General features: G+C 51.6%; 18 protein-coding genes. 5 read left to right on the top strand and 13 right to left on the bottom strand.

The features are described 5' to 3' along the window. Window positions 1-28: 28 nt before the first annotated feature. Window positions 29-3,184, bottom strand: coding sequence for an efflux RND transporter permease subunit (locus ACYVH9_RS07960; RefSeq protein ID WP_460635768.1), 3,156 nt, complete (start codon window positions 3,182-3,184; stop codon window positions 29-31). A 12-nt stretch (window positions 3,185-3,196) separates the two neighbouring features. Next, window positions 3,197-4,348 carry an efflux RND transporter periplasmic adaptor subunit gene (locus ACYVH9_RS07955; protein ID WP_460635767.1) on the bottom strand — a complete coding sequence of 384 codons (1,152 nt, stop codon included), beginning with the start codon at window positions 4,346-4,348 and terminating at the stop codon, window positions 3,197-3,199. A 137-nt stretch (window positions 4,349-4,485) separates the two neighbouring features. Here ACYVH9_RS07955 and ACYVH9_RS07950 point away from each other — a divergent pair, with 137 nt between their 5' ends. Further along, a complete protein-coding gene (locus ACYVH9_RS07950; protein WP_460635766.1) occupies window positions 4,486-4,872 on the top strand; it encodes a DUF1801 domain-containing protein in 387 nt (128 codons plus the stop codon). A gap of 19 nt (window positions 4,873-4,891) precedes the next feature. Here ACYVH9_RS07950 and ACYVH9_RS07945 read toward each other — a convergent pair whose 3' ends face one another. The 5 genes from ACYVH9_RS07945 to lpxK form a co-directional block, all read right to left on the bottom strand. Next, on the bottom strand, window positions 4,892-7,843 hold the full coding sequence (locus ACYVH9_RS07945) for a PD-(D/E)XK nuclease family protein (RefSeq protein ID WP_460635765.1): 2,952 nt from the start codon (window positions 7,841-7,843) through the stop codon (window positions 4,892-4,894). A 104-nt stretch (window positions 7,844-7,947) separates the two neighbouring features. After that, window positions 7,948-8,535, bottom strand: a complete 588-nt coding sequence (locus ACYVH9_RS07940) for a MiaE family protein (RefSeq protein ID WP_460636458.1) — start codon at window positions 8,533-8,535, stop codon at window positions 7,948-7,950. Next, entirely contained in the window at window positions 8,535-9,479 is a 945-nt protein-coding gene (locus ACYVH9_RS07935) for a DUF1835 domain-containing protein (protein WP_460635764.1), read from the bottom strand. Before ACYVH9_RS07935 ends, ACYVH9_RS07940 begins: the two co-directional genes overlap by 1 nt. Before the next feature lie 9 nt (window positions 9,480-9,488). Next, window positions 9,489-11,480, bottom strand: a complete 1,992-nt coding sequence (locus ACYVH9_RS07930) for a putative porin (protein WP_460635763.1) — start codon at window positions 11,478-11,480, stop codon at window positions 9,489-9,491. A 91-nt stretch (window positions 11,481-11,571) separates the two neighbouring features. After that, window positions 11,572-12,615, bottom strand: a complete 1,044-nt coding sequence (gene lpxK, locus ACYVH9_RS07925) for a tetraacyldisaccharide 4'-kinase (protein ID WP_460635762.1) — start codon at window positions 12,613-12,615, stop codon at window positions 11,572-11,574. 105 nt (window positions 12,616-12,720) lie between these two features. Between lpxK and menC the strand changes: the two genes are divergently transcribed. Beyond that, window positions 12,721-13,857: an o-succinylbenzoate synthase gene (gene menC, locus ACYVH9_RS07920; RefSeq protein WP_460635761.1), complete on the top strand. Its 1,137-nt coding sequence runs from the start codon at window positions 12,721-12,723 to the stop codon at window positions 13,855-13,857. A gap of 8 nt (window positions 13,858-13,865) precedes the next feature. On the opposite strand, the gene ACYVH9_RS07915 is transcribed toward menC, so the two are convergent. From ACYVH9_RS07915 to ACYVH9_RS07900, 4 genes are all read right to left on the bottom strand, one after another. Then, the gene (locus tag ACYVH9_RS07915) at window positions 13,866-14,336 is read right to left on the bottom strand and encodes a DoxX family protein (RefSeq protein WP_460635760.1); all 471 of its coding nucleotides are present in this window, start codon (window positions 14,334-14,336) and stop codon (window positions 13,866-13,868) included. A gap of 69 nt (window positions 14,337-14,405) precedes the next feature. Continuing rightward, entirely contained in the window at window positions 14,406-14,990 is a 585-nt protein-coding gene (locus ACYVH9_RS07910; protein WP_460635759.1) for a Crp/Fnr family transcriptional regulator, read from the bottom strand. A gap of 9 nt (window positions 14,991-14,999) precedes the next feature. Next, a complete protein-coding gene (hemF, locus tag ACYVH9_RS07905; protein WP_460635758.1) occupies window positions 15,000-15,899 on the bottom strand; it encodes an oxygen-dependent coproporphyrinogen oxidase in 900 nt (299 codons plus the stop codon). A 112-nt stretch (window positions 15,900-16,011) separates the two neighbouring features. Further along, window positions 16,012-16,638, bottom strand: coding sequence for an AlbA family DNA-binding domain-containing protein (locus tag ACYVH9_RS07900; RefSeq protein WP_460635757.1), 627 nt, complete (start codon window positions 16,636-16,638; stop codon window positions 16,012-16,014). 288 nt (window positions 16,639-16,926) lie between these two features. Here ACYVH9_RS07900 and ACYVH9_RS07895 point away from each other — a divergent pair, with 288 nt between their 5' ends. Continuing rightward, entirely contained in the window at window positions 16,927-17,331 is a 405-nt protein-coding gene (locus ACYVH9_RS07895; protein ID WP_460635756.1) for a hypothetical protein, read from the top strand. A 271-nt stretch (window positions 17,332-17,602) separates the two neighbouring features. Then, on the top strand, window positions 17,603-18,373 hold the full coding sequence (locus ACYVH9_RS07890) for an MBL fold metallo-hydrolase (protein ID WP_460635755.1): 771 nt from the start codon (window positions 17,603-17,605) through the stop codon (window positions 18,371-18,373). A 9-nt stretch (window positions 18,374-18,382) separates the two neighbouring features. Here ACYVH9_RS07890 and ACYVH9_RS07885 read toward each other — a convergent pair whose 3' ends face one another. Further along, window positions 18,383-19,195, bottom strand: a complete 813-nt coding sequence (locus tag ACYVH9_RS07885; RefSeq protein ID WP_460635754.1) for a helix-turn-helix domain-containing protein — start codon at window positions 19,193-19,195, stop codon at window positions 18,383-18,385. Between the two features lie 120 nt (window positions 19,196-19,315). After that, window positions 19,316-20,200 carry an oxidoreductase gene (locus tag ACYVH9_RS07880; protein WP_460635753.1) on the bottom strand — a complete coding sequence of 295 codons (885 nt, stop codon included), beginning with the start codon at window positions 20,198-20,200 and terminating at the stop codon, window positions 19,316-19,318. A 291-nt stretch (window positions 20,201-20,491) separates the two neighbouring features. Between ACYVH9_RS07880 and ACYVH9_RS07875 the strand changes: the two genes are divergently transcribed. Further along, entirely contained in the window at window positions 20,492-21,073 is a 582-nt protein-coding gene (locus ACYVH9_RS07875) for a DUF2911 domain-containing protein (protein ID WP_460635752.1), read from the top strand. The last annotated feature ends 126 nt before the right edge of the window (window positions 21,074-21,199 follow it).

Genomic DNA, 21,199 nt, shown 5'->3' with positions numbered 1-21,199 from the left:
AAAACCGGCGACGAGCCGGTTTTTTCATTTATACTTCTTCTTCGTACAACTCCTCATTTTTCCGTTTCCGGGATTCGGGTTCCGGCAACGGCTGGACGGGCTGTGGGTGATCTTCGTACGCCGAGTTATCAACGTGTTTATAGCGCGACATGAACGAATACATGGCCGGAATGACAAACAACGTGAGCACGAGCGAAAACATAATACCACCCACAATCACAACCCCGAGCGGGATACGACTTTTCGCAGCCGCACCCAACCCCATAGCGATGGGTAATGCCCCGAAAGCCGTTACCAGGCTGGTCATCAAGATCGGACGAAGACGCAAGGCCGAGGCTTCAATGGCCGCGTCGAGTTTATTCATGCCCTCTTTCCGTTTCTCATTCGCAAACTCAACGATCAAAATACCGTTTTTCGTGACCAGACCGACCAGCATGATGATACCGATCTGGGAGAAAATATTAAGCGTCTGGTTAAACATCCAGAGCGATAAGACCGCCCCTGCTATAGCCAGCGGCACCGTCAACATAATGATGAGCGGATCGGTGAAGCTCTCAAACTGAGCCGCCAGAATCAGGTAAATCAAAACCAGCGCCAGCACAAAGGCAAACAGGGTGTTCGACGAACTTTCGGCGTAGTCGCGCGAAGGCCCCGAAAGAGCCGTCTGGAACGTATTATCCAGGGTACGAGCCGCAATGGCCTGCATGGCCTCAACTCCGTCGCCGATCGTTTTACCCGGTGACAAGCCCGCCGATACGGTGGCCGATTTAAACCGGTTGTAGTGATATACCTGCGGAGGACTGGATACTTCGGCGAATTTCACCAAATTGTCTAGCTGAACGAGGTTTCCCACGTTATTCCGGACGTAAAACGACGCCAGATCAACCGGTTCATCGCGGTCATCCCGCGATACCTGACCAATAACCTGGTATTGCTTTCCATTCATCAGGAAATACGCCAGACGGCGGTTGCTGAGCGCCAACTGCAACGTCTGGGCCACATCCTGGACCGATACGCCCAAGCTCGTGGCTTTTTCCCGATCGATGGTGATGTTAAGCTCCGGTTTATTGAATTTCAAATCCACATCGAAGCCCTGGAACGTTGGATCTTTCTGTACCTCATCCATGAATTTGGGCAGCACCTCCCGAAGTTTATCGAAATTCAGGTTCTGAATGACAAACTGAACGGGCAAACCGCCACCACCCCGACCCACCTGAATGGTTTGTTCCTGGGTGGCATTCATCCGGGCTTCACTAAAACTTCGGAGGTATTTACCCAGGTAATCGGTAATATCCTGTTGTGACCGGGTCCGTTCCCGCGAATCCGTCAGGTTTAAGGATACAAACCCCGAGTTGACGGCACCGGCAGCCGAGTTTCCGGGTGCAATAACGCTGAAGGTAAAGGTAATTTCGGGCACCGAGTCCAGCACAAACTGATTCACCCGATCCGTAATCCGGCTCATGGCTTCATAACTCGTTCCTTCCGGTGCCGTAATTGGAATCCGAACCCGCCCCCGATCTTCCAGCGGTGCCAGCTCCGATTTTAATGTTGAGCCAATCCCAAAAATGATCGCGATACAAACGGCGATCAAACCAAAAGCCCAGCGACGGCGTTTCATGAAATCCGTCAATGCCGAACGGTAGGAATCGTCCAGCCAGCGGTAGAACGGCTCCGTTTTCTTGTAAAACCACGACCCTTGCCCGTGGTCTTTGCTGACTAGCTTAACACTGAGCACCGGCGTCAGGGTTAACGAAACGAAAGCCGATATCAACACTGAACTGGCCACTACCACCCCAAATTCGCGGAACAGCCGCCCCGTAAAACCCTGGAGAAAAATCACAGGCAGGAACACAATGGCGAGCGTAGCCGACGTAGAAATAACGGCAAAGAAAATCTCTTCGGACCCTTCCTTGGCGGCCCGTTTCAAGTCCATTCCCTGCTCAATTTTCTTGAAAATATTCTCGGTGACCACAATCCCGTCATCAACAACAAGCCCCGTAGCCAACACGATTCCGAGCAGGGTTAGTACGTTGATACTAAAACCGGAGACATACATGACGAAAAAAGCGCCAATCAGGGATACCGGAATATCGATCAGCGGGCGGATGGAAATCAGCCAATCGCGGAAGAAAAGATAAATAACGATAACGACCAGCACGAACGCAATGAGGATCGTCTCCCCCACTTCTTCAATCGACTTCCGAATAAAAATCGTCCGGTCAATTCCGTTACGAATTTTGATATCGGGCGGCAACTCCCGCTTGATATCCTCCAGCCGTTTGTTGAATTCATCCGCGATAGCCACGTAGTTGGCACCCGGCTGCGGAATCATCACCAGAATAGCCCCCGACGCATTGTTCTGCTTGGCCGCCGACTCTTCGTTTTCCGGCCCCAATACCGCGTATCCAACATCTTTGAAACGAATAATCTGGTTGGCCGTCTGCCGAAGAATCAGGTTATTGAAATCCTCTTCCGTCGTCAACCGACCAGCGGCTTTCACGGTTAGTTCGGTATTATTTCCGTAAATTTTCCCCCCGGGCAGCTCCACATTTTGGCGGGTTAAAGCATCCTGAATATCCTGCGCCGTCAAGCGGTAAGCCGATAACTTATGGGGGTCAATCCAAAGCCGCATGGCAGGACGTTTCAGACCATAAATCATCACCTGACTAACGCCCGGAATCGTCTGCAAGCGCTCTTGCAACACGTTCTCAGCATAATCCGACAACTCCATAGGATTGCGGGTTGTGCTCTGAATGGGCATAAAAATGATTGGGTCGGAGTTGGCATCGGCCTTACTCACCACCGGTGGTGCGTCGATATCCTGTGGTAACTGCCGCTGGGCCTGTGCTACTTTATCCCGAACGTCATTAGCAGCGCGCTCCAAATCAGCGCCCAGATCAAATTCAATGGTGATGTTACTACTTCCCAGGGCACTATTGGAAGAGATCGTCCGAATGCCTTCAATGCTGTTGAGCGATTTTTCAATTGGCTCCGTAATCTGCGATTCGATGATATCGGGGTTAGCGCCAACGTAGCTGGTCCGCACCGAAATAATCGGCGGGTCAATGGCCGGATATTCCCGAACGCCCAGAAATGTAAAACCGATCACCCCAAACAGGATGATAACGATCGACATAACCATGGCGAAAACCGGTCGTCGGAGACTTAAAGAAGGTAAACTCATTGATTTAGTTTGTTATCTCATGCTTGCACTCACTCCCGCCCCTGATCCGGTTGCGGGCTGGTTCTGACCCGTCAACTTGTCTATCTTGGTCACTTTAACCGGCGAGTCGGGCCGCAAAAAAATCAGTCCGCTCGTCGCCACAGTATCGCCGGGTTGCAACCCCTGCGTTACTTCCACCACATTGGCGTTCCGTAATCCGATTTTCACATCCTTAAAAACCGCTTTCCCATTTTCAATCACCACCACCTGACTTCCCCGGGTTTGCGGAATCACTGATTGAGTCGGCACTACCAGCGCGTTTGACGTATTGATCACCAAATTCACCTTGGCAAACGTACCAGGGCGCAAATTGGCCGAACCATTGGCCACCCGCGCCCGAATGCGTAAATTCCGGGTGGCTTCTTCCACACCGGGTTCGACCGCATACACCGATCCATTGAATACTTTATCCGATCCGTCAATCTGAAACGAAATCGTACTACCGATTTTCACCGACGGGCCGTATTTTTCAGGGACCGAAAAATCCAGCTTCATCGAACTCGTCTGCTGCAACCGGGCAATCAGGGTATTGGGCGTTACCACCGCTCCCAAACTCACATTCCGCAACCCAATGGTCCCCGAAAAAGGGGCCCGGATTTCGGTCCGGCGCAGGGCCGCTTTGGTCACTTCAATGTCGGCCAGTGCGCCTTTCAGGTTCGTCACAATAATGTCATATTCCTGTTGGCTGATCCCCCCCCGCTCGAGCAATTGTTTGTTCCGTTCTTCAATCCGGCGGTTATTTTCTTCCACTACTTTCAGCTTCTGCAATTGCGCCTGTAAATCACCGTCGTAGAGTTTAACCAGTAAAGTCCCCTGACTAACTGCCCGGCCCTCCTGAATGTTTAACTGAACGATCCGCCCCGAAATTTCGGGGTAAATATCCACCTGCTCGGCGGCTATCAACGAGCCTGTAGCGACTACTTCATCCTTCAAATTCTGCGAAATCACAACATAGGCATTGATGGCGGTAGGTCCCCCCGACCGTCCTCCAGGCCCTCCGGCAGCAGCTCCGCCCTTGTTACCAGCGCCCCCGGGGCCACCCGGTTGTTGCTTGTAAAACTTGTTGTAATAAATGGTACCACCCAAAACCAGCAGCACCAAGCCAATTGCAATCCACCTTTTCACAGAAATAAATGTTGAAGCGAGTGCAGCATTGCACCCGTTGAGAAAGTAACCTCCGACGGCGCGTCAATTTACCGAGTACTATCGGAATCTGATTTTTCAGCTAACTTAGCACCGAAATTACTCCATTATAATAAGCTATGACAGTTGACGAATACATTAATCGACAAACGCCCGAAATTCATCGCCTATTAGCCCAAATACGTCGCTTAATCCAGGATGCTTCCCCCCGTGTTCAGGAGAAAATCAACTGGGGAGTGCCTTTTTTTTCGCACAAAGGCCATTTGTGTTATCTCAATCCGTTGCGCACCACCGAACCCGCCGTTGACCTCTGTTTTTTAAGAGGATACGAATTATCCGACGAACGGGGCGTACTCGAAAACCGGGGGCGTCGAACAGTCCGGTCGCTGGTGGTCCGGGCGCAGGATTTTAACGAAGAATTGATCCGGGAATTGCTTCGGGAAGCCATTCTTCTCAATGAAACATCCCGGGAAAAACCGGGGGGTGTGCAAAAAAACAAAGAATAAGGACGGCGAAAAACCGCACTCAGCGACCGCACAATTTGCGGTATTCACACCATTCACAGATCTTTTTATCTGCGGTTTTTTGAAAAGGTTGGGCAGGGTCAAACAAGTCGGTGATGAGTTTTCGGAGGTGAACTTCCGTCTGGGCAACAAACTCATCCGGACTTCCCAGGTACAGTTTGTTTTCGATAAAACCGCCTTCCAGGTTCCGGAACGAGTAAAATCCGGCCACAACCTTCGTCGTCGTGCCGTCAATTCGCTCGTTCCCGAACTGTAGTCCCTGGTTTTGCAGCATTTTTTTATAGACCAGGTACTGATACAACCACAACTGGCGCGCTTTGCCTTTCAGGGAATCGGTCAGCAGCAGTTCCATCGTTTTTACGTCGGCATCCTTCGCATCCACTCGGCCCGTTTTATAATCAGCCACCCGAATCAGGACCGACCCGTCGGGTTGCCGTAATCGCTCTACCCGGTCGATTTTCCCGGCAATCCGGATGGGCAGCAAACCGATCGCGGTTTGAACTTCCAGTTCGGTTTCCCATTCTTCCTCGGTTTGCAACACCTCCAGGCTTGGACCGTACCGTTCCAGCTGCAAGGTGTTAAAACGCACCATCAGATCCTCGGCAATCCGGTAGAGCAGCCGGTTCATACCCGATTCGGTCACCCGGTTTCTAAACTGCTCTTCGTACTTCGTTCGTAGCTTTTCAACAATGGTTTGAGCTGTAACCTCCTCGCCTACCATCCGGTGCTCCTGATCGAGCGCTTCCAGCGTGTTGTGAATCCACTGGCCAAATTCGGCGGCATCCATTTCATCACTCACCTCTTCGTCTTCCTGCATGCTGATTACCCGGCTGAAGTAATACTTGAGCGAACAACTGACAAAATTGTTGAGCGAAGTTGGGTACAGCCCCCCGAAAAAACGGTTTTTGGCCGGATTAAACTGCGCAATCAGGTCTTTTTTCAAGGTTGTCAGAATAGCCTCGCTTTTCGGTATTTCGAGCGTATCGTACGAAAACACCAGCGGTTTTTGCACTTCCAGGTGCCCAAACCGGACGCTGGGGTAACTAATTTGTATATTTCCCCCCGATGCTGGCACCAACTCGTGTTCAATCTGCCGGATAAACCGGCTTTTTTCGCCTTTGCTGGTTCCGTAAGCATCGGCCGACGTTACATACAGCAGCGTCACTTCTTTGGCGCGTTGCAACAACCGGTAAAAATGATACGACATTACCGACTCCTGATCCTGGTAGGTCGGCAATCCGACTTCAACGCAGGCATCAAACGGAATGAGTGAGTTCAGTTTCCGGGCCTGCGGCAAAACACCCTCGTTGACCGACAAAATAATCAGTCGGTCAAAATCCAGCGCGCGCGTTTCGAGCATCCCCATCACCTGCAAGGCACTTCCCCCTTCGCTTTCGAACGGTATACTCGTCTGCCGAATTAGCTCATACAGAAATTGCTTCAGGCTTTTGAGGGTCACCAGTTCGTTTCGTTCCTCCCGTTCGAGGGTTGTTTCCAGCTGACGCAGCAGGTTTTCAAACAGATACAGGTATTCCGTTTCAATGGCGTCCTGCTGTTCGGCATAAACGCCTTTCAGAATGTCGATCAGGGCGTAGAACTGGCGAATGATGACCAGCGGTTTATCGTCGGGCCACCGCCGAAACAAAGCATCAAAAAGCGGATCACCCGCCCCCAGTTTGATAACCTGTCGTTCATCCAGGTAGACCAGATTGTCGGCGGTAATGGTTCGGATAGCCTGTTGTACCAGCCGGGAAGCCGTCTCTCCCGACTGCTTCAAAACCGTTTGTTCATACTGCCGGATAAAGGGATGGCTCAACACTTTGACAACGTGCCGGTGGTTGTATTTGGGAATCGAAACCGTACCACTGCCGTCCTTTTTCTGGAAGGTTGCCACCGTTCGCTGCATTTCGAACAAGGCATCGATCAACGTAAAAAGGTGTGAGTTCTGGAGCGAAAGCCCCATCGTTACGTTCAGGTCCGAAACCGATCCGCCGAGCGAATACAATACGGGCAACAAAAGGGTTTCGTCGCCCAGCACCAGGGCCGTTGTTTCCTGATTCGCCCCAGCCGATTGCCGGTACAGTTGGTTGGCCACCTTCGCCTGCATGCTGGCGTTTGGCACCCCGATCACCTGAATGTGCTTCGGCGTCTGGGTAAGGTCATTTCGCTCCCACGTCCAGGGGTTACTCCAACCCGCGTCTTTGTAGGTACGCAGCATTTTGCCCGCTTCCTGCCGTTTCGACTGCATGTAATACGCGTCGGTATCCCATAACATTTCGGCTTTTTGCGCTTTCAGCAGGCTTTTGACGATCTGTTCTTCCGATTTACTCAGGGCGTTGAAACCCACAAAATACAGTTGATCGTACGCCGGATTGTCGCGCACCCGTTCATCGACCTGTTCGGCCAGCAGGCGATACGCCATGCCCCGGTACGCCCAGCCTTTCGCCAGCAGCCGGTCGTGCAAAGCCTGGTAGGCCGCCTGCAAGTTCTCAAACAATTTGAAATACCGCTGCGTCCCCACGGTTTCAAGCTGGGCCGCTCGCCCGTCGGGGAGGTCGAGTTTCCAGCGCTCCAGTGCTTTGGCGGCCGTCATGTAGCTAAACAGTTCCGACGGCGAAATCATATATTGATCGATGCGGTCGAAGTCCGTCAACAGCACGCTGGCCCAGTTCAAAAACCGCCCGAATTCCAACGCCGGGTCAATTTCCCGGAACACTTCATACAGCTCAAACAACAGGCTGACCGGATCAATCAGCATTACTCCCGCGCTCTGGGTGATGAAGTCATCGACGGCCAGCACATGGGGTGATAAAAACGGGGTATCGGCGTGTTCGCTGAGGCAATTCTGAAAAACAGAAACCGCCCGGCGGGTCGGTACAATGACCCATACCGTATCCATCTGCGTACCGTGACGCTGGAAAATATGGGCAGCAACCTGACTTAAAAATGACATTCGGGATGATTAAAAATAGAATTCGGATGGTAGCGGGTGTAGGAGCACGATTTGTCATCCTGCTCAACAAAGCGTGCTCTCCGAATGCGAATCGGATGAATGGGTTAATGGAACCGGTCGGCCCGCACATCCATCGTTTTCATGATTTCCGCTTCGGCTTCCAGCAGTTCTTTCCACCGCTTCCGGACGGTTTCCCTGGGTACGTATTCTTCCGCCAGCTCAATAAAGTTGCGGTAATGCCCGGCCTCCGAAATCATCAGCTCGCGGTAGAATTTTTGCAGGTATTCGTCCGTGAGGCTTTCCGAAAGCAACTTAAACCGCTCGGCGCTGCGGGCTTCGATGAGCGCATTCAGCAACAACTTTTCCATTAATTGCTCGTTGCGGTCACTCGGTTTCCTCAGGATCTGCTGCAACTGGTTGACATACTCATCTTTGCGCGGTTTTCCCAACGGAATATTTCGCTTACGGAGTTCTTTCAGCACCCGCTGAAAATGCCCCCATTCTTCCGCGACTACCGGAGTCAACACCTCCACCAGTTTTTCCCGCTCCGGGTACTGAACAATCAGCGAAATACACGACGAAGCTGCCTTCTGTTCGCAAAAGGCGTGATCGATCAGGATATCGCCCAGATTCATTTTGGCAATATCGACCCAGCGCGGGTCAGAAGGAAGCTCTAAGCCTAAGGTTGTAATCACAGTTCCGTTAGTTTTTCTTTTTCCTGATCCCACCGGTAGGGCGAATCAGGGGTTTGATAAAACCCACCCAGCCAGCGTTCAACCGGTGGCAGCACCCGACGCCCGGAAATAACATCGGCTCCGGCTTCGGTCAGGCTCACGCCTTCGTCTGTGTACACCCAGAGCTTACCATTCATCTGCCGAATGCATTCCCCCACGCTCAGGTCCGTGATGCCATAAACGCGGTCTTGCCGCAAAAACCGTTCGATCAGCGTTGCTTCCGGCACCGGGCCTTCCATGAGAATAACCGTCAGCAGGTGTTCCATCAGATTCAGGTTATTTTCCGTAAACGGAAACCGTTGCAAATGCAGCACAAGTGCGTCTTTCAGAAACCGTAGCCGCCCAAAATCCGCATCCAGTAGCCCCTGAATGGTCAGCGGTTTCATGCTGGCGTAGGCATTCCAAACCCGTACGGCCAGCTTGAGCTCGTGCTGCGTCAGTTCCTCGGCCTGCAAATACAGGGTTGCCAACTGAGCACCGGTCAATTGTCCCATGCCTTTAAAAAACGGCTCATCGGGTACCGAATCAACCGATATCTGTTTAATTCGGGTAGTTCCCAGGGGGAAAGTAGCCAGTTGTGCCAACAGAAAAACCAGGTTGATCTGGCAAAACAGATCCTGCTCGAACCAGAGATAAATCGTCTCGTAATCCGTCGGTTTCGTCAGTCGTTCAAACTCTTCGACCACCATCTGATCGTAGCTCAAATTTGGGTTACTGGCATACACACGGAGCCACGCCTGCCGGATGTCCCACAGTTCGCGCAATGTGTCCACTTCCGCCCGCACCGGCCCTTCCGACAGCGCTTCCCGCCAGATGACGGATTCGTCGGAGGGTCGCAGGATGTTCGATTCGGCAAAGGCTCCCGCCATTGCGTCGCCATTGAGGATATGCAACGTTTTCACAATACGAATTTAATCAAATAATAACCAATGAACCCCAAAAGAAAAGGAACGGTTAGCCATGGGGAAATAGGGAGCACTGTAATACACCTGATTAAGCAACCCCTGGTTGGCGTGCGCCAGTTTCAAAAACAGCCTTACGCGGTTGATCCGGAAATTGGCATACGGTTCGGCCAGGATGTAATCGTCCAACCTGACCTTGTTCTGCAAATGGTACTGTTGGGTCAACGGCATGTATTGGTCGGCGTAATAGGCAGATTTATAATGCAGATGAATACCGGCCAGCACATACAGTTTCTTGAATAACAACAACCCGTATTCCACCTGGGCATTGGCAAACAGCCGGGGTATCCGCAGCACATCGTCGTTGGAGACCAGCGTATAATACCCCTGCCCCGTCATCCGGAACTTGCCCGCCCGAAACTCCAGCCCCGCGCTCGTCCGCAAAATACTGAATGGGCTGGAAGCCTGACGCGGCACCGCTTCCGTATCAAAATAGATGTAGTTGGTCAGCAGGTAATAATCCAGTCCGGGGCTGATTCTCAGCTTGCCCACCCGCACATTCAGCTGGCCATAAGCATGTTGGGTTCCGCGCAGATCAAACTGCGACGACAGGCGACTGGTATGATCCCACTGGTACACATTGCTAATAAACCGCTCCTGCAACAACGTCGGCGACGCAAACACACTTTCGTACCCCGCCGTTAGAAAGCGGCTTTCCAGCCGCCCCTGAAGCCGAAAATCACGCCCGAGCAAATATTCCATTTCAGCCGTCACCCGCGTCAGACTGTCCGGAAAATAATAGCCAAGCCACCCACCAACGTACGTTTCGAAGCGGTTGCTTTTGTAACTGGAATCGGGCAGGAGCCGCACGGCATTAAAGCGGTTACTCAACCCGTAATACCGGTTTCGGAGCCAGGCCCGGTAATTGAACGCCGATTGCCGCAGCGAAAATTGTCCTTTCAGGCCAATCTGGTTGTCGATCGCCCGGAACAGCGTAGTTTGCCGAGCCTCCAAACTATCAAAATAAGCGCGGGGATAAAATGCGCTCAGCCCGCTGTCGGCAGGCACCAAATTAGCCAGCAAATCGGTATCGTTAAACCGGTAACTTTGGGCGCGGAAGTCGAGCCGGTGGTATACCTGAAACGCCGTATCGACGACATATTGCTGATACACATGCAATTCGTTCCGCTTTTCGTGCGAGTTGGCCGTTTCCACAATAGGCCCCAGCTCCAGGTTCGACCCCGTTACCTCCCCAATCAACCCGCCCCGGTCGTTGGAGCGGTGGTTGAGGTTGTTATAATGCGCCAGCAGGGTGTATTTATCGTTTTTGGACCGGTAGTTGGAATGCGTCACGAAGTTCCAGTTTTCGATCAGCCGCTGGGCCGTATTGGTACTGGTTCTCGGCGGGTACTGATCGTCCGATGTCATCCGCTGGATCTTGAATCCGACGTTCAAACGCGTGGTAATGTTGCGGGCAAAATCAAAGTTCACCATGTTCTGCCCCAAACCGCCCAGCACCAGGTACATATTGGTGTACGGCGATCGAGTATCAAAATACTGAATGTTCTGGGTCTGATTCCCGTAGAGTCCAAACGCATTCAGGCCCGTCTGAGAACCAATTGAGGGAGTTTCGTAAAAAATGGGGCGTAGGGCTGTTCCCAGATTACCCAAATCCGTGTACTGGTAATGATACCGGCTCAGGTAATTCGTTCGCTGCACTTCTTCCAGCGTCGTATCAATGGGGTAAAGCGTTTTCCGGTTGTTCAGCAGATCGTTTTCCAGAAAATACCGGGTGGTGGTCGGTCCGTAGATCATTTTCGTGGAGTCATCGAGAATGGCCCCTCCACTGTTGGCTCCGGCCCCCGGACTTCCCGTAGTCGTTTGTCCTCCCATCCGGCCACTCCCCGGAAACGACGGCATCCGGGAAGGTAATTGAGCCCGAACCGGGTTACTGATCCACAACACCAATGCACTTACAATCAGTATATAAAAACGATTCATATTGTCTGAACTAGGATTCCAGCAATTTATTGATTCGTGGAGACCTTTTTTTCGATAATTAGCTTTTTTTAACAACACGGCCGGGCTAGCGTCAGCATGAGGGCGGAGAAGCGATGATCTTCCGAAAACCCACTTCGTCGCCCAGGAATTTTATCTCAATGGGCAAATAGTAATAGTTGGAGGCATCCACGCCAGTTTCGCCCAGCAAGGGATCCAGCTTAACAAAATCCTTTTCCGTCGTCAAAATTACGCCGTCTTCCGGCAACACCCGCTGAATGCGTCGCAAATCTGTATGCGCATACCGGTAATGATCGGCAAACCGCACATGTTGAATCATTGAAAAATGAGTTTTCACATACTGCTCCAACGGGTCGGATTGGGCAATGCCCGATACCAGCACCACCTTTTCGAGGTTGGCCGCGCTGCGCTCCCGCCCGCTTGCTTCGTTGAACGAAACCGGTGTCCCATACTTTAACCCCGTAAAAAAAACCGGTACATCCGCCCGACTATAGGCCCGGATTCGGTGCCGGATTCGATCCTGATCCGCTGCTTTGAGTCCATCAGGACATTTTGTCACCAAGATGGCATCGGCCCGGCGCGCACCGTGGCGCCGTTCGCGCAACCGCCCGCCCGGAAATGGCTCGTCTTCGTAAAATGGTCGGTTGTAGTCGGTCAGCAGCAGGTTGAGATGGGGAGTAACGGGGCGATGCTGAAATGCATCGTCCAATAGGATTATTTTCAGATCGGGTCGGCTCGCCAGCAACTGAGGAATGGCCTCCGCCCGTTTTTCACCCACGCTGACGGTAATCCGTCTTTCTGCCGATGGCGACCCGTGTTTTCGGTACAGCAACAGGGGTTCATCCCCAATGGTATCGGCGGTATCAGCATCGGTGGCAATCCGAAAGCCCTTCGTCCGGCGTCCATACCCCCGACTGAGCGTTGCCAGGGGGCCAGCGTCGGCTAGCAACTTGAGCAGGTAGTCTACGTGCGGAGTTTTGCCCGTTCCGCCAACGGTGATATTCCCTACACTAATGGTGTAGATAGATGGGCTTAACGCTGAGATAATAGAACTGTCGTACAGAAAGTTACGAATATCAGTAATACCTCCGTACAGCCAGTTTACTGGTTTCAGCAAGTGGGTAAACACTAAGATTTACGTAATATTTTATTAATAGACCTGTTCAGTAACACCCAAAATTACTACTTTTAATGGTGAATGCCCGTCTGTTTACCGTATCCCATGAGTCTCAAGGCCAGCTTTCTGAAATACACACTGCACTTTACGTTCGAGGCCGGAACGTCACGTGGCATTTTAACCCAAAAAGATAGTTATTTCGTTCGAATCTGCGATGAAGACGATCCATCGGTAGTTGGCTGGGGAGAATGTGCGCCCCTGCGCGGGTTGAGTGTGGATGACCGCCCCGACTTTGCCGACCAGCTCAGCCAGGCCTGCGAGGTATTCAACCAACTTGACCTTCAGCTTTTTCACTGGAACATCCCAATTTTTCTGCAACTGATCAACGACCGGTTGCCCTCGATTCATTTTGGCTTCGAAACCGCCATGCGCGATTACATCAACGGCGGCAAACGTACAGTTTTCGAAAACGACTTCAACGCGGGAACCAGGTCCATTCCCATCAACGGTTTGGTTTGGATGGGCAAGCCGGATTTTATGCGTCGGCAAATTGAAGAAAAACTGGAAGCGGGGTATACTACCATTAAATTAAAAATCGGGGCCATTGACTTCCAGCAGGAATGTGCGCTGCTCGAATCCATCCGCTCCCGGTTCAGTGCCAATCAGGTTACGATTCGTGTCGATGCCAACGGTGCGTTTAGTCCGGATCAGGCCCTGGCAAAACTGAAACAACTGACTTCCTACGACGTTCATTCCATCGAACAGCCCATTCGGCCAGGCCAGCCCGAGCTGCTGACCGCTCTTTGCCGCGAATCGCCGGTGCCCATCGCCCTCGACGAAGAACTGATCGGCCATATGGAGTACGTCGACAAAACGCGGTTATTGAAAAAAATTCAGCCGCAATTTATCATCCTCAAGCCAACGCTGCTGGGTGGTTTTATCCATTGCAGCCAGTGGATTGAAATTGCCAACCTGCTGGGCATCGGCTGGTGGGTCACCTCCGCACTCGAATCGAATATCGGCCTGAACGCCATTGCGCAGTATACGGCCCAGTTTAAAAACTCGCTTCCGCAAGGGCTCGGTACCGGTCAGCTTTACCACAATAACCTCGATAGCCCGTTGCTCATCGAAAATGGATTTCTAAAAACCGATGCGACCAAAAGCTGGAACCTGGCCCCTTTGGAAGCGCAAAAGGAAATTCGAATCGAAAATAGCCTCCGGAACCGGATCGAATACCCCTAACGGTTTTCTCAAGAACTGCCTTCTCCCTCCTTTCTCAACGCACTCCACCAAATCCAGGCAATATATACTGGCTGGAACAACAACCGCGACCAGACATACCAGGGCGATGCGGGCAGGCCACCCGGCGGAGGTAACTGATTGATGGCTACGTTGATATTCGCCGGAAACAGTACCACGAGCAGGAGGATCAGCCCGATGGCCGCCCAGCGACGAAACCGCGGCAGTAACAGGCCAAGGCCACCGGCGATTTCGGCAATTCCGCTGATGACAACGAGTGCGTAGGCGTCAGGCAACCAGCCGTCGATCATATACACCATTTTTTCGGGGGTTGCCAGGTGTGAGGTTCCAATCAGGACAAACGCCACGGCCGCGGCAATACGTCCTTTTTGGGCGTGAGAGGCTAACTCTGCCCGGAAGACAAGTTTCGAGGTTAGCCACAGAACAGCCCAGCCCGAAAGCAACAACAAAAAGAAAGCCATGTCGGTACACGAAGTTTTCGGCAAAGTTCGCGGCCGACCAATCTGTAAAAAATGACCTATGTCAGAAAATCACGGCAGCAACTGCTTCCGGATCCGGCTCAGGCTTTCGGGGTGAATACCCAGGTAAGAAGCGATAATCTTGACGGGCAATTGTTGGATCAGGTTAGGCTGGCGATGCAACAAATCTCGATACCGTTCTTCGGCGGTCTGGCTCAAAAACCGTATTTCGCGTTGCGTGCGGGCAATGTACAGCCCTTCGGCAAACAACCGTCCAACTTTGTTGCTCTCCTCATGACTTTGGTAAAAGTTCTGCAACACATCGTAATGCACCCGCAAAGCCTGCGTTGGAAAAAGCGCCTGAATGAAAATCTGGGAGGGCTGGCGCGTCAGAAAGGAAACGTACGACGAAACGAAATGATCACCAAACCACAAGTCCAGGCATTTTTCGCGCCCTTCGGTCACCAAAAAAGAAGATGTCGCGCCAGTCAACAGAAAATAAAGGTAATTCTCGACGGTTCCTTCTTGGGATAGAAACGCTTTTTTGGGGTATTCAATGTATTCAAACGCGTCAATGAACGACTGCCATTGATCGGTTTTCGAACCGATTGTCCGGTTCATATAAGCCCGTAACTGCTCGGAATGAATCGGTTTCATTGCTGCAGTCTATACCCAGTTCACCCCTTTTTTTAGCAATTGCAGCGTTTCGGCTTCCCGGCTGCCGGGCTCGGGTTGGTAATCATACACCCAGTTGGCTTGCGGGGGCATACTCATCAGAATCGATTCCGTCCGTCCGTTGGTTTCCAGGCCAAATTTGGTTCCCCGATCCCAAACCAGATTGAACTCAACATACCGCCCCCGACGCAGCATCTGCCAATGCTGCTCCGTTTCGCCAAACGGCAGATCGCGGTTTTTCTGCATGAAGTGTGTGTAAATCGGCGCGAAAGCATTGCCAATCTCCTGCACAAAGGCCCAGAGCGATGCCTTATGGTCGTCGTTTTTCGGGCGCAGGTAATCGAAAAAAATACCGCCGACTCCCCGGGTTTCGTTTCGGTGCCGGATGTAAAAATAGTCGTCGGCCCAGGCTTTGTAGCGGGCGTAATAATCCGCATCATGCCGGTCACAGGCGGTTTTCAAGTGTTGATGAAACCAGCGGGCATCCTCGTGATCAACGTAATGTGGAGTCAGGTCAATTCCTCCCCCAAACCAGCAATCGCCCGTGCTTAATTCAAAATATCGTACGTTCATGTGGATGATCGGCACCATCGGATTATGCGGATGCAGAACGATAGACACGCCGGTTGCATAAAACTGCGCCGGTTCTGTGGTATTCATCTGTCTCAACACCGCTTCCGATGCCTGACCGTGGACCGCAGAAAACAACACGCCCCCTTTTTCGATAACAGCTCCGTTCTGGATTATTCGGGTTCGCCCTCCGCCCCCTTCGGCACGCTCCCAGCGGTCCTCCCGAAACGTACCCTGGCCGTCGGTTTCTTCCAGTGCCTGGCAAATGCGGTCTTGTAAATCGGTAAAAAAGTGAGTGATGTGTTGTTGATCGACAGCCATTCGCAATTCAAAACGGTTTTCTGCAAAGATAACGCACCTCCGCCGTTTCTACTCCGCGCTCATGGAAATTAAACCGGTTGGGGCAATCTACCCGTTGCGCTTCGTGGAAGGGTTATTCCGTAATTTTTAACGCAAACCGCGCCGGCCGGGGTTTATCGACCATAATCAGCAGGCCCTGTTCGGTCAGTTGCCGAAGTAATTTACTGGCCCGATATTCTGAAATATTGATGAGCTGGGCATATTGCTTGGCCGTAACGAAATCCGTCTTGCGCAGCGCCTGAATGAGATTCCGGACGTTGGACGTTTGCAAAAGCTGCCCATCGGGCGACAACGGCCCGTGCAGAATCAGTTTGTTGGTCGGAATGGATTTGTCTTTGGCCCGTACATAGATGGTCCGGTTACCCTTTTCGTCAATGGCGTAATGCGGTTTTTCGTCACTCTCGGGCACTTCCACCACAATTACCTGCCGCCCTCTTTCATTGATCACCTGATAGCTGACTGAAATAACGGGGTCGATCAGGAAATCCGTTGCTTTCTCGATTTTCTGCATTTCGTGCAATTCCGACTCAATGCCCGACACCCGCCCGTCATCTGATACCCCAATAAGTAACAAGCCCCCCGCCGTGTTGGACAGTGCAGTCAACGTGCGTGCAATCCGGTAGGCCGTGTGAACCGTCGACTTAAATTCCAGACGCGTTCCTTCGCCCTGAGCAATCAATTCTGTAAGATTGTAATGCATACCTTCTTAAACTCGCTATGGGCGGTTTCGTTCCCCCCAATTATTTAGGATATTATGCCCCATTTTAACAAGATTTGTCTTTATCCGCTCTATTTAATTAAATTTGTTGGTCATATACTGATCAACGTATTACTATTTTACTTTTTTCAGTATGTGCAAAAATGAGTTCTTTTTTATTTAGTACGATAGATAAATCAAGCAAAGCCCGGCTGCCCTGCAACCGGGCTTTGTAGTTTCCCCGAAATTTGGTCATACTTGTGCATATTTCCTCTAAAATTCGCCCACTTCATGAAATTTCTGTACAGTCTACTTTTGCTGGTAGCGCTCAGCTGTCAATCCCCCAATACTACAACCAGCAAGCCTGATGCCTACCGTGACCTGCTCATTGACCGGATGGTCTGGAAAAAAAGTGAACCCAGCCACTCCGCAGAAAAACCGCTGAATGTCCACCGGTTTACCCTCACGAATTCATCCGACTCCTATTCCTACGAGAAAATTGAAGTAAGGTTCGATTATTTCGACAGTACATACCATAAAATCAGCTCCTCCAAACAAATCCTTGACAAAGCCATCGGCCCCCGGGCCGCCCTAGCTGTCGGCGAAATTCAGGATGGCCCCACCCTGGCGGGTACCAAATCGGCAACCGTCACTATTGTTGATGCCGTCGCCCATGAGTCAGCTCCGGAAAACTGATGGCCTACTAAGTAAATTACCGGTAAAAGCCGGCTACAACAGGCACAAAAGGCACGTTATAACTAACTGATTGTTCACTATTTATAAAAATTAGAAAAATTTAATTTCAAAAAAAAGGTGATAAATCGTCATTCTGTCCCTCTTACATACTGAGAGTTACCCTGTAGCTTTTCATATTAATAGAGATTGGTAAGTGGAACATCCCGGCCATTTTGGCCGGGATTTGTTTTTCCGGACGAAGTCTGAATTATTTAATAACTTTACCAACAGTATGCCACTGTTTATCTCTTCTCTAAATTCGGGCAGCAACGGAAATTGCTATTATGTCGGTAATGAGCAGGAAGCTGTTCTGATCGACGCCGGTATTTCATGCCGCCAGGCCGAAACGCGACTTCGCCGTCTGGGCTTACCGCTCCAGAATATAAAAGCCATTTTCATTTCCCACGAACACTCCGACCACATCAGCGGCTTGTCTCAGCTGGCCGGGAAGTACAAATTACCGGTTTTTATCACCACCAAGACCTTATCCCGATCACGGGTCACTTCCCAGAGCTTTCCGGTGCGGGCGTTTCGCAGCAACGAGCCGGTCTGGATTGGCGACCTTTGCGTAACGGCTTTTCCCAAACACCACGACGCGATCGATCCGCACAGTTTTACGGTTTCGTATCAGGACACCAAAGTGGGTGTATTCACCGACATCGGCATCGCCTGTGACCAACTGATTCACCACTTTAGTCAATGCCACGCGGCTTTTCTGGAAGCGAATTACGACGAAGAGATGCTGACCCGGGGACGGTATCCGTATTTTCTCAAGCAGCGCATTCGGGGTGGTAAAGGCCATTTGTCCAATCAACAGGCGCTGGAGCTGTTCCGGACGCACAAACCGGCTTTTATGAGCCACGTGCTGCTGTCGCACCTGTCGAAAGACAACAATTGTCCGCAACTGGCCCGGGATCTGTTTTTACCTTACATCGACAACACGGAGCTGATCGTGACGTCCCGCAGCGAAGAGACGCCCGTTTTTCGGATTAACGCCAACTGAGTACGGTTTTCAGGAACCGATTTTGGAGGGTGCCACCCCATACCTTTTCTTGAAGGCAAACGAAAAATGCGACAGGTCTTCAAAACCTAGGTCCAGGTAAATCTCCGAGGGAGCTTCCCCTTTTTCTGTGATGCGGTAATAGGCTTCCTGCAACCGGCGTTGTTGCAGCCAGCGGCTGGGTGAAAGGTGGAATTTCTTTTCAAAATCCCGCTTAAACGTCGCCAGACTACGCCCGGTCAGGTAGGCAAACCGTTTCAGCTCTACATTGAACTGAAAGTTTTTGTTCATGAACGCTTCCAGATCGATTTTACCCGGTTCGCTAAAATCAAATAGTACATCCTTCAGTTCGGGATTGGCCTGCAACAATACCAGAATCGCTTCCCGCAACTTCAGCGCAATCAGGTTTTCGTCGGTGGGCGGGTCGGGTTGCCGGTAAGGAGCCAGCGATTCCATGTAGCTTTTGTACAACGGATGTGGTTTCAGCTTTATAACCGGTTCATCGCCTGATGGCTTTTCGGAATGATAGCCGTATTCCAGGCTAAAACGGCGCAGGGTTTCCTGATCCAGGTAGATCGACAGGGCTTTGTATTCACCGTTTTCGGGCGGCTGTTTGATGAATTTAATGAGCTGATTTCGCTTGTGAAACCGAAAATCGCCCGCCCTGAACGTCTGCTCCCGGGTTCCATCGCTAACGACGATGGAACCGGCAATCTGGTAGCTAAAGACGTGCTCCGACACAAACTGCTCCCCCTCCCGATTTCGCGACAGATAACAGGAATACAGAATTTGTGGCAGTTTTTTCAATTCAAAAAGCTCATCCATAAAACCGTATCTGGCTACAGAACCGGAATTGGTGCTAAACAATTCCGGTTCTTCTCCCTTCAACGAATCAACAAAACCGTTTGAATCAGCCCGGAAATTAACGGTAGATGCTACGATCCTCTACTTTTTCTGACGCGTGTACCACTGCCCTTGTTCCGTTTCCAGAAAACTCTCCGCTTCATTGTGATCGGTGGACACGCTGACGGGCAGCCATTTTTCCAATTCAGCGGTTCGGGCGGCATCGGCACTTTTTAAAATACCAATGGCTTCGCTTCCCAAGACAAGGTGCACCGGCGGCTCGGGATGCGCTATCAGTTCCAGCATCACTTTCGCGGCTTTGTCGGGATCGCCCACCGGCACAAACTGACCACTTTTAAAAAAATTGGCCCGCACATCCACGGTTGTTGCATAGCCTTCCACGGCGGGCGCATACGTCATGGAAGCACCCGCCCAATCGGTGCGAAAGCCGCCGGGTTCAACAGACGTGACCAGAATGCCCAGCGGAGCAACCTCTTTCGCCAGGGCTTCGCTAAAACCGCTCAGACCAAATTTTGCCGCCTGATAGATGGATACGCCGGGATTGCCAACCCGTCCGCCGATGGAACTGACCTGCAAAATCCGACCGGAACGCTGCCTGCGCATGTGCGGCAGAACGGCCCGCGTAACGTCAATGGGCGCGAACAGGTTGGTTTCCAGCTGGCTGCGAACCTGCTCGTCGGTGAAAGCCTCGGCAGCGCCGGTAATTCCAAACCCGGCGTTGTTTACCAACACATCAATGCGTCCGAAACGTTGGATGGTGTTGTCAACGGCGGATCGAACCTGTGCGCTGTCCGTAACATCCAGTTGTATGGGATACAGCTGATGAGGGTATTTTTCCACCAGATCAGTCAGTAGATCCAGGTTACGGGCCGTTGCGGCCACTTGGTCGCCGTGTGCCAGTACGGCTTCTGTCAGGCTCCGGCCCAACCCACGCGAGCTGCCGGTAATAAACCAAACTTTTGTCATGGTATTTGCTTTTAATTTTTGACAAAGTTCGGTCAGAAACCGGCTGGCAACTTTGTTAAAAAGCTCAATATTGGTTTGTTAAAACGCTCACCGCTGTCCGGGAGAGTCTGTCATTCCATTTAGCTAGAAGCAGGGTTTCAGTGCTGCGTTTTGACAATTGAAAGGATTCGTTTGAAAAAACCGTGTGCGCATAACTCGAACGGTTTTCACCTTCCTTAAGAATGATAGACTTCTTTCGTATCTTGCTCCGGCCAACCCAGGCATTCTTCGCTCTTCAACGCTCAACTCTGTATGCAAAAAACCGCATTCCTCTTTGGCTTACTATTTCTTTCTATGCTCGGCGCACAGGCCCAATCGTTTACCTTCCGTGGGACTGACAAATCCCCAATGGACATGGCCTACTACCCCGACGATTACGCCCACGACCGCAAATTTGCGCCCGCTAAGATTGGCTCGGACAAGGCGATGGTCCGGATTACGTACAGCCGTCCGGCTAAAAACGGTCGGGAAATTTTCGGAACGAAATTGGCCCCCTACGGCAAAGTCTGGCGGGTAGGTGCCAACGAAGCTCCCGAAATCAAATTTTATCAGGATGTTACGATTGGCGGCAAAAAAGTCAAGGCTGGTACGTACGCCCTGCTGGCGATCCCGAATGAAACGGAGTGGACCATTATCCTCAGTTCGGATGTAGACCAATGGGGTGCCTACAGTTACAACCCGGCCCTCGACGTAGCCCGCTTGACCGCCCCCGTGCAGAAATCAGACAGTGTCATTGAGAATTTTTCGATTCAGTTTGCCAAGAAAGACCCCAAAACCGCTATCCTGTATATGGGATGGGATACGGCTATTGTAGCACTTCCGATTTCGTTCTAAGGCTCTTGCACCCGATCAGTGCCCAACCGCAATTAGCGTATCTCTAATTGCGAGGGCACTGATTTTGGGCGCTGCTTGCCGCTCCATCAAGCGGGACCGTAGTCCCGTTTCCTGACTACAGCTCGA

This window comes from Larkinella harenae (assembly GCF_054780515.1).
The sequence above is the reverse complement of the archived record's forward strand: the minus strand, read 5'-3'. Positions and strand labels throughout refer to the sequence as shown.

Coding starts and splice junctions, on each gene's coding strand:
- ACYVH9_RS07960 (WP_460635768.1), bottom strand. CDS start 3,184: ATGAGTTTACCTTCTTTAAGTCTCCGACGACCGGTTTTCGCCATGGTT.
- ACYVH9_RS07950 (WP_460635766.1), top strand. CDS start 4,486: ATGACAGTTGACGAATACATTAATCGACAAACGCCCGAAATTCATCGC.
- ACYVH9_RS07945 (WP_460635765.1), bottom strand. CDS start 7,843: ATGTCATTTTTAAGTCAGGTTGCTGCCCATATTTTCCAGCGTCACGGT.
- ACYVH9_RS07930 (WP_460635763.1), bottom strand. CDS start 11,480: ATGAATCGTTTTTATATACTGATTGTAAGTGCATTGGTGTTGTGGATC.
- menC (WP_460635761.1), top strand. CDS start 12,721: ATGAGTCTCAAGGCCAGCTTTCTGAAATACACACTGCACTTTACGTTC.
- ACYVH9_RS07915 (WP_460635760.1), bottom strand. CDS start 14,336: ATGGCTTTCTTTTTGTTGTTGCTTTCGGGCTGGGCTGTTCTGTGGCTA.
- ACYVH9_RS07910 (WP_460635759.1), bottom strand. CDS start 14,990: ATGAAACCGATTCATTCCGAGCAGTTACGGGCTTATATGAACCGGACA.
- hemF (WP_460635758.1), bottom strand. CDS start 15,899: ATGGCTGTCGATCAACAACACATCACTCACTTTTTTACCGATTTACAA.
- ACYVH9_RS07900 (WP_460635757.1), bottom strand. CDS start 16,638: ATGCATTACAATCTTACAGAATTGATTGCTCAGGGCGAAGGAACGCGT.
- ACYVH9_RS07895 (WP_460635756.1), top strand. CDS start 16,927: ATGAAATTTCTGTACAGTCTACTTTTGCTGGTAGCGCTCAGCTGTCAA.
- ACYVH9_RS07890 (WP_460635755.1), top strand. CDS start 17,603: ATGCCACTGTTTATCTCTTCTCTAAATTCGGGCAGCAACGGAAATTGC.
- ACYVH9_RS07885 (WP_460635754.1), bottom strand. CDS start 19,195: ATGGATGAGCTTTTTGAATTGAAAAAACTGCCACAAATTCTGTATTCC.
- ACYVH9_RS07880 (WP_460635753.1), bottom strand. CDS start 20,200: ATGACAAAAGTTTGGTTTATTACCGGCAGCTCGCGTGGGTTGGGCCGG.
- ACYVH9_RS07875 (WP_460635752.1), top strand. CDS start 20,492: ATGCAAAAAACCGCATTCCTCTTTGGCTTACTATTTCTTTCTATGCTC.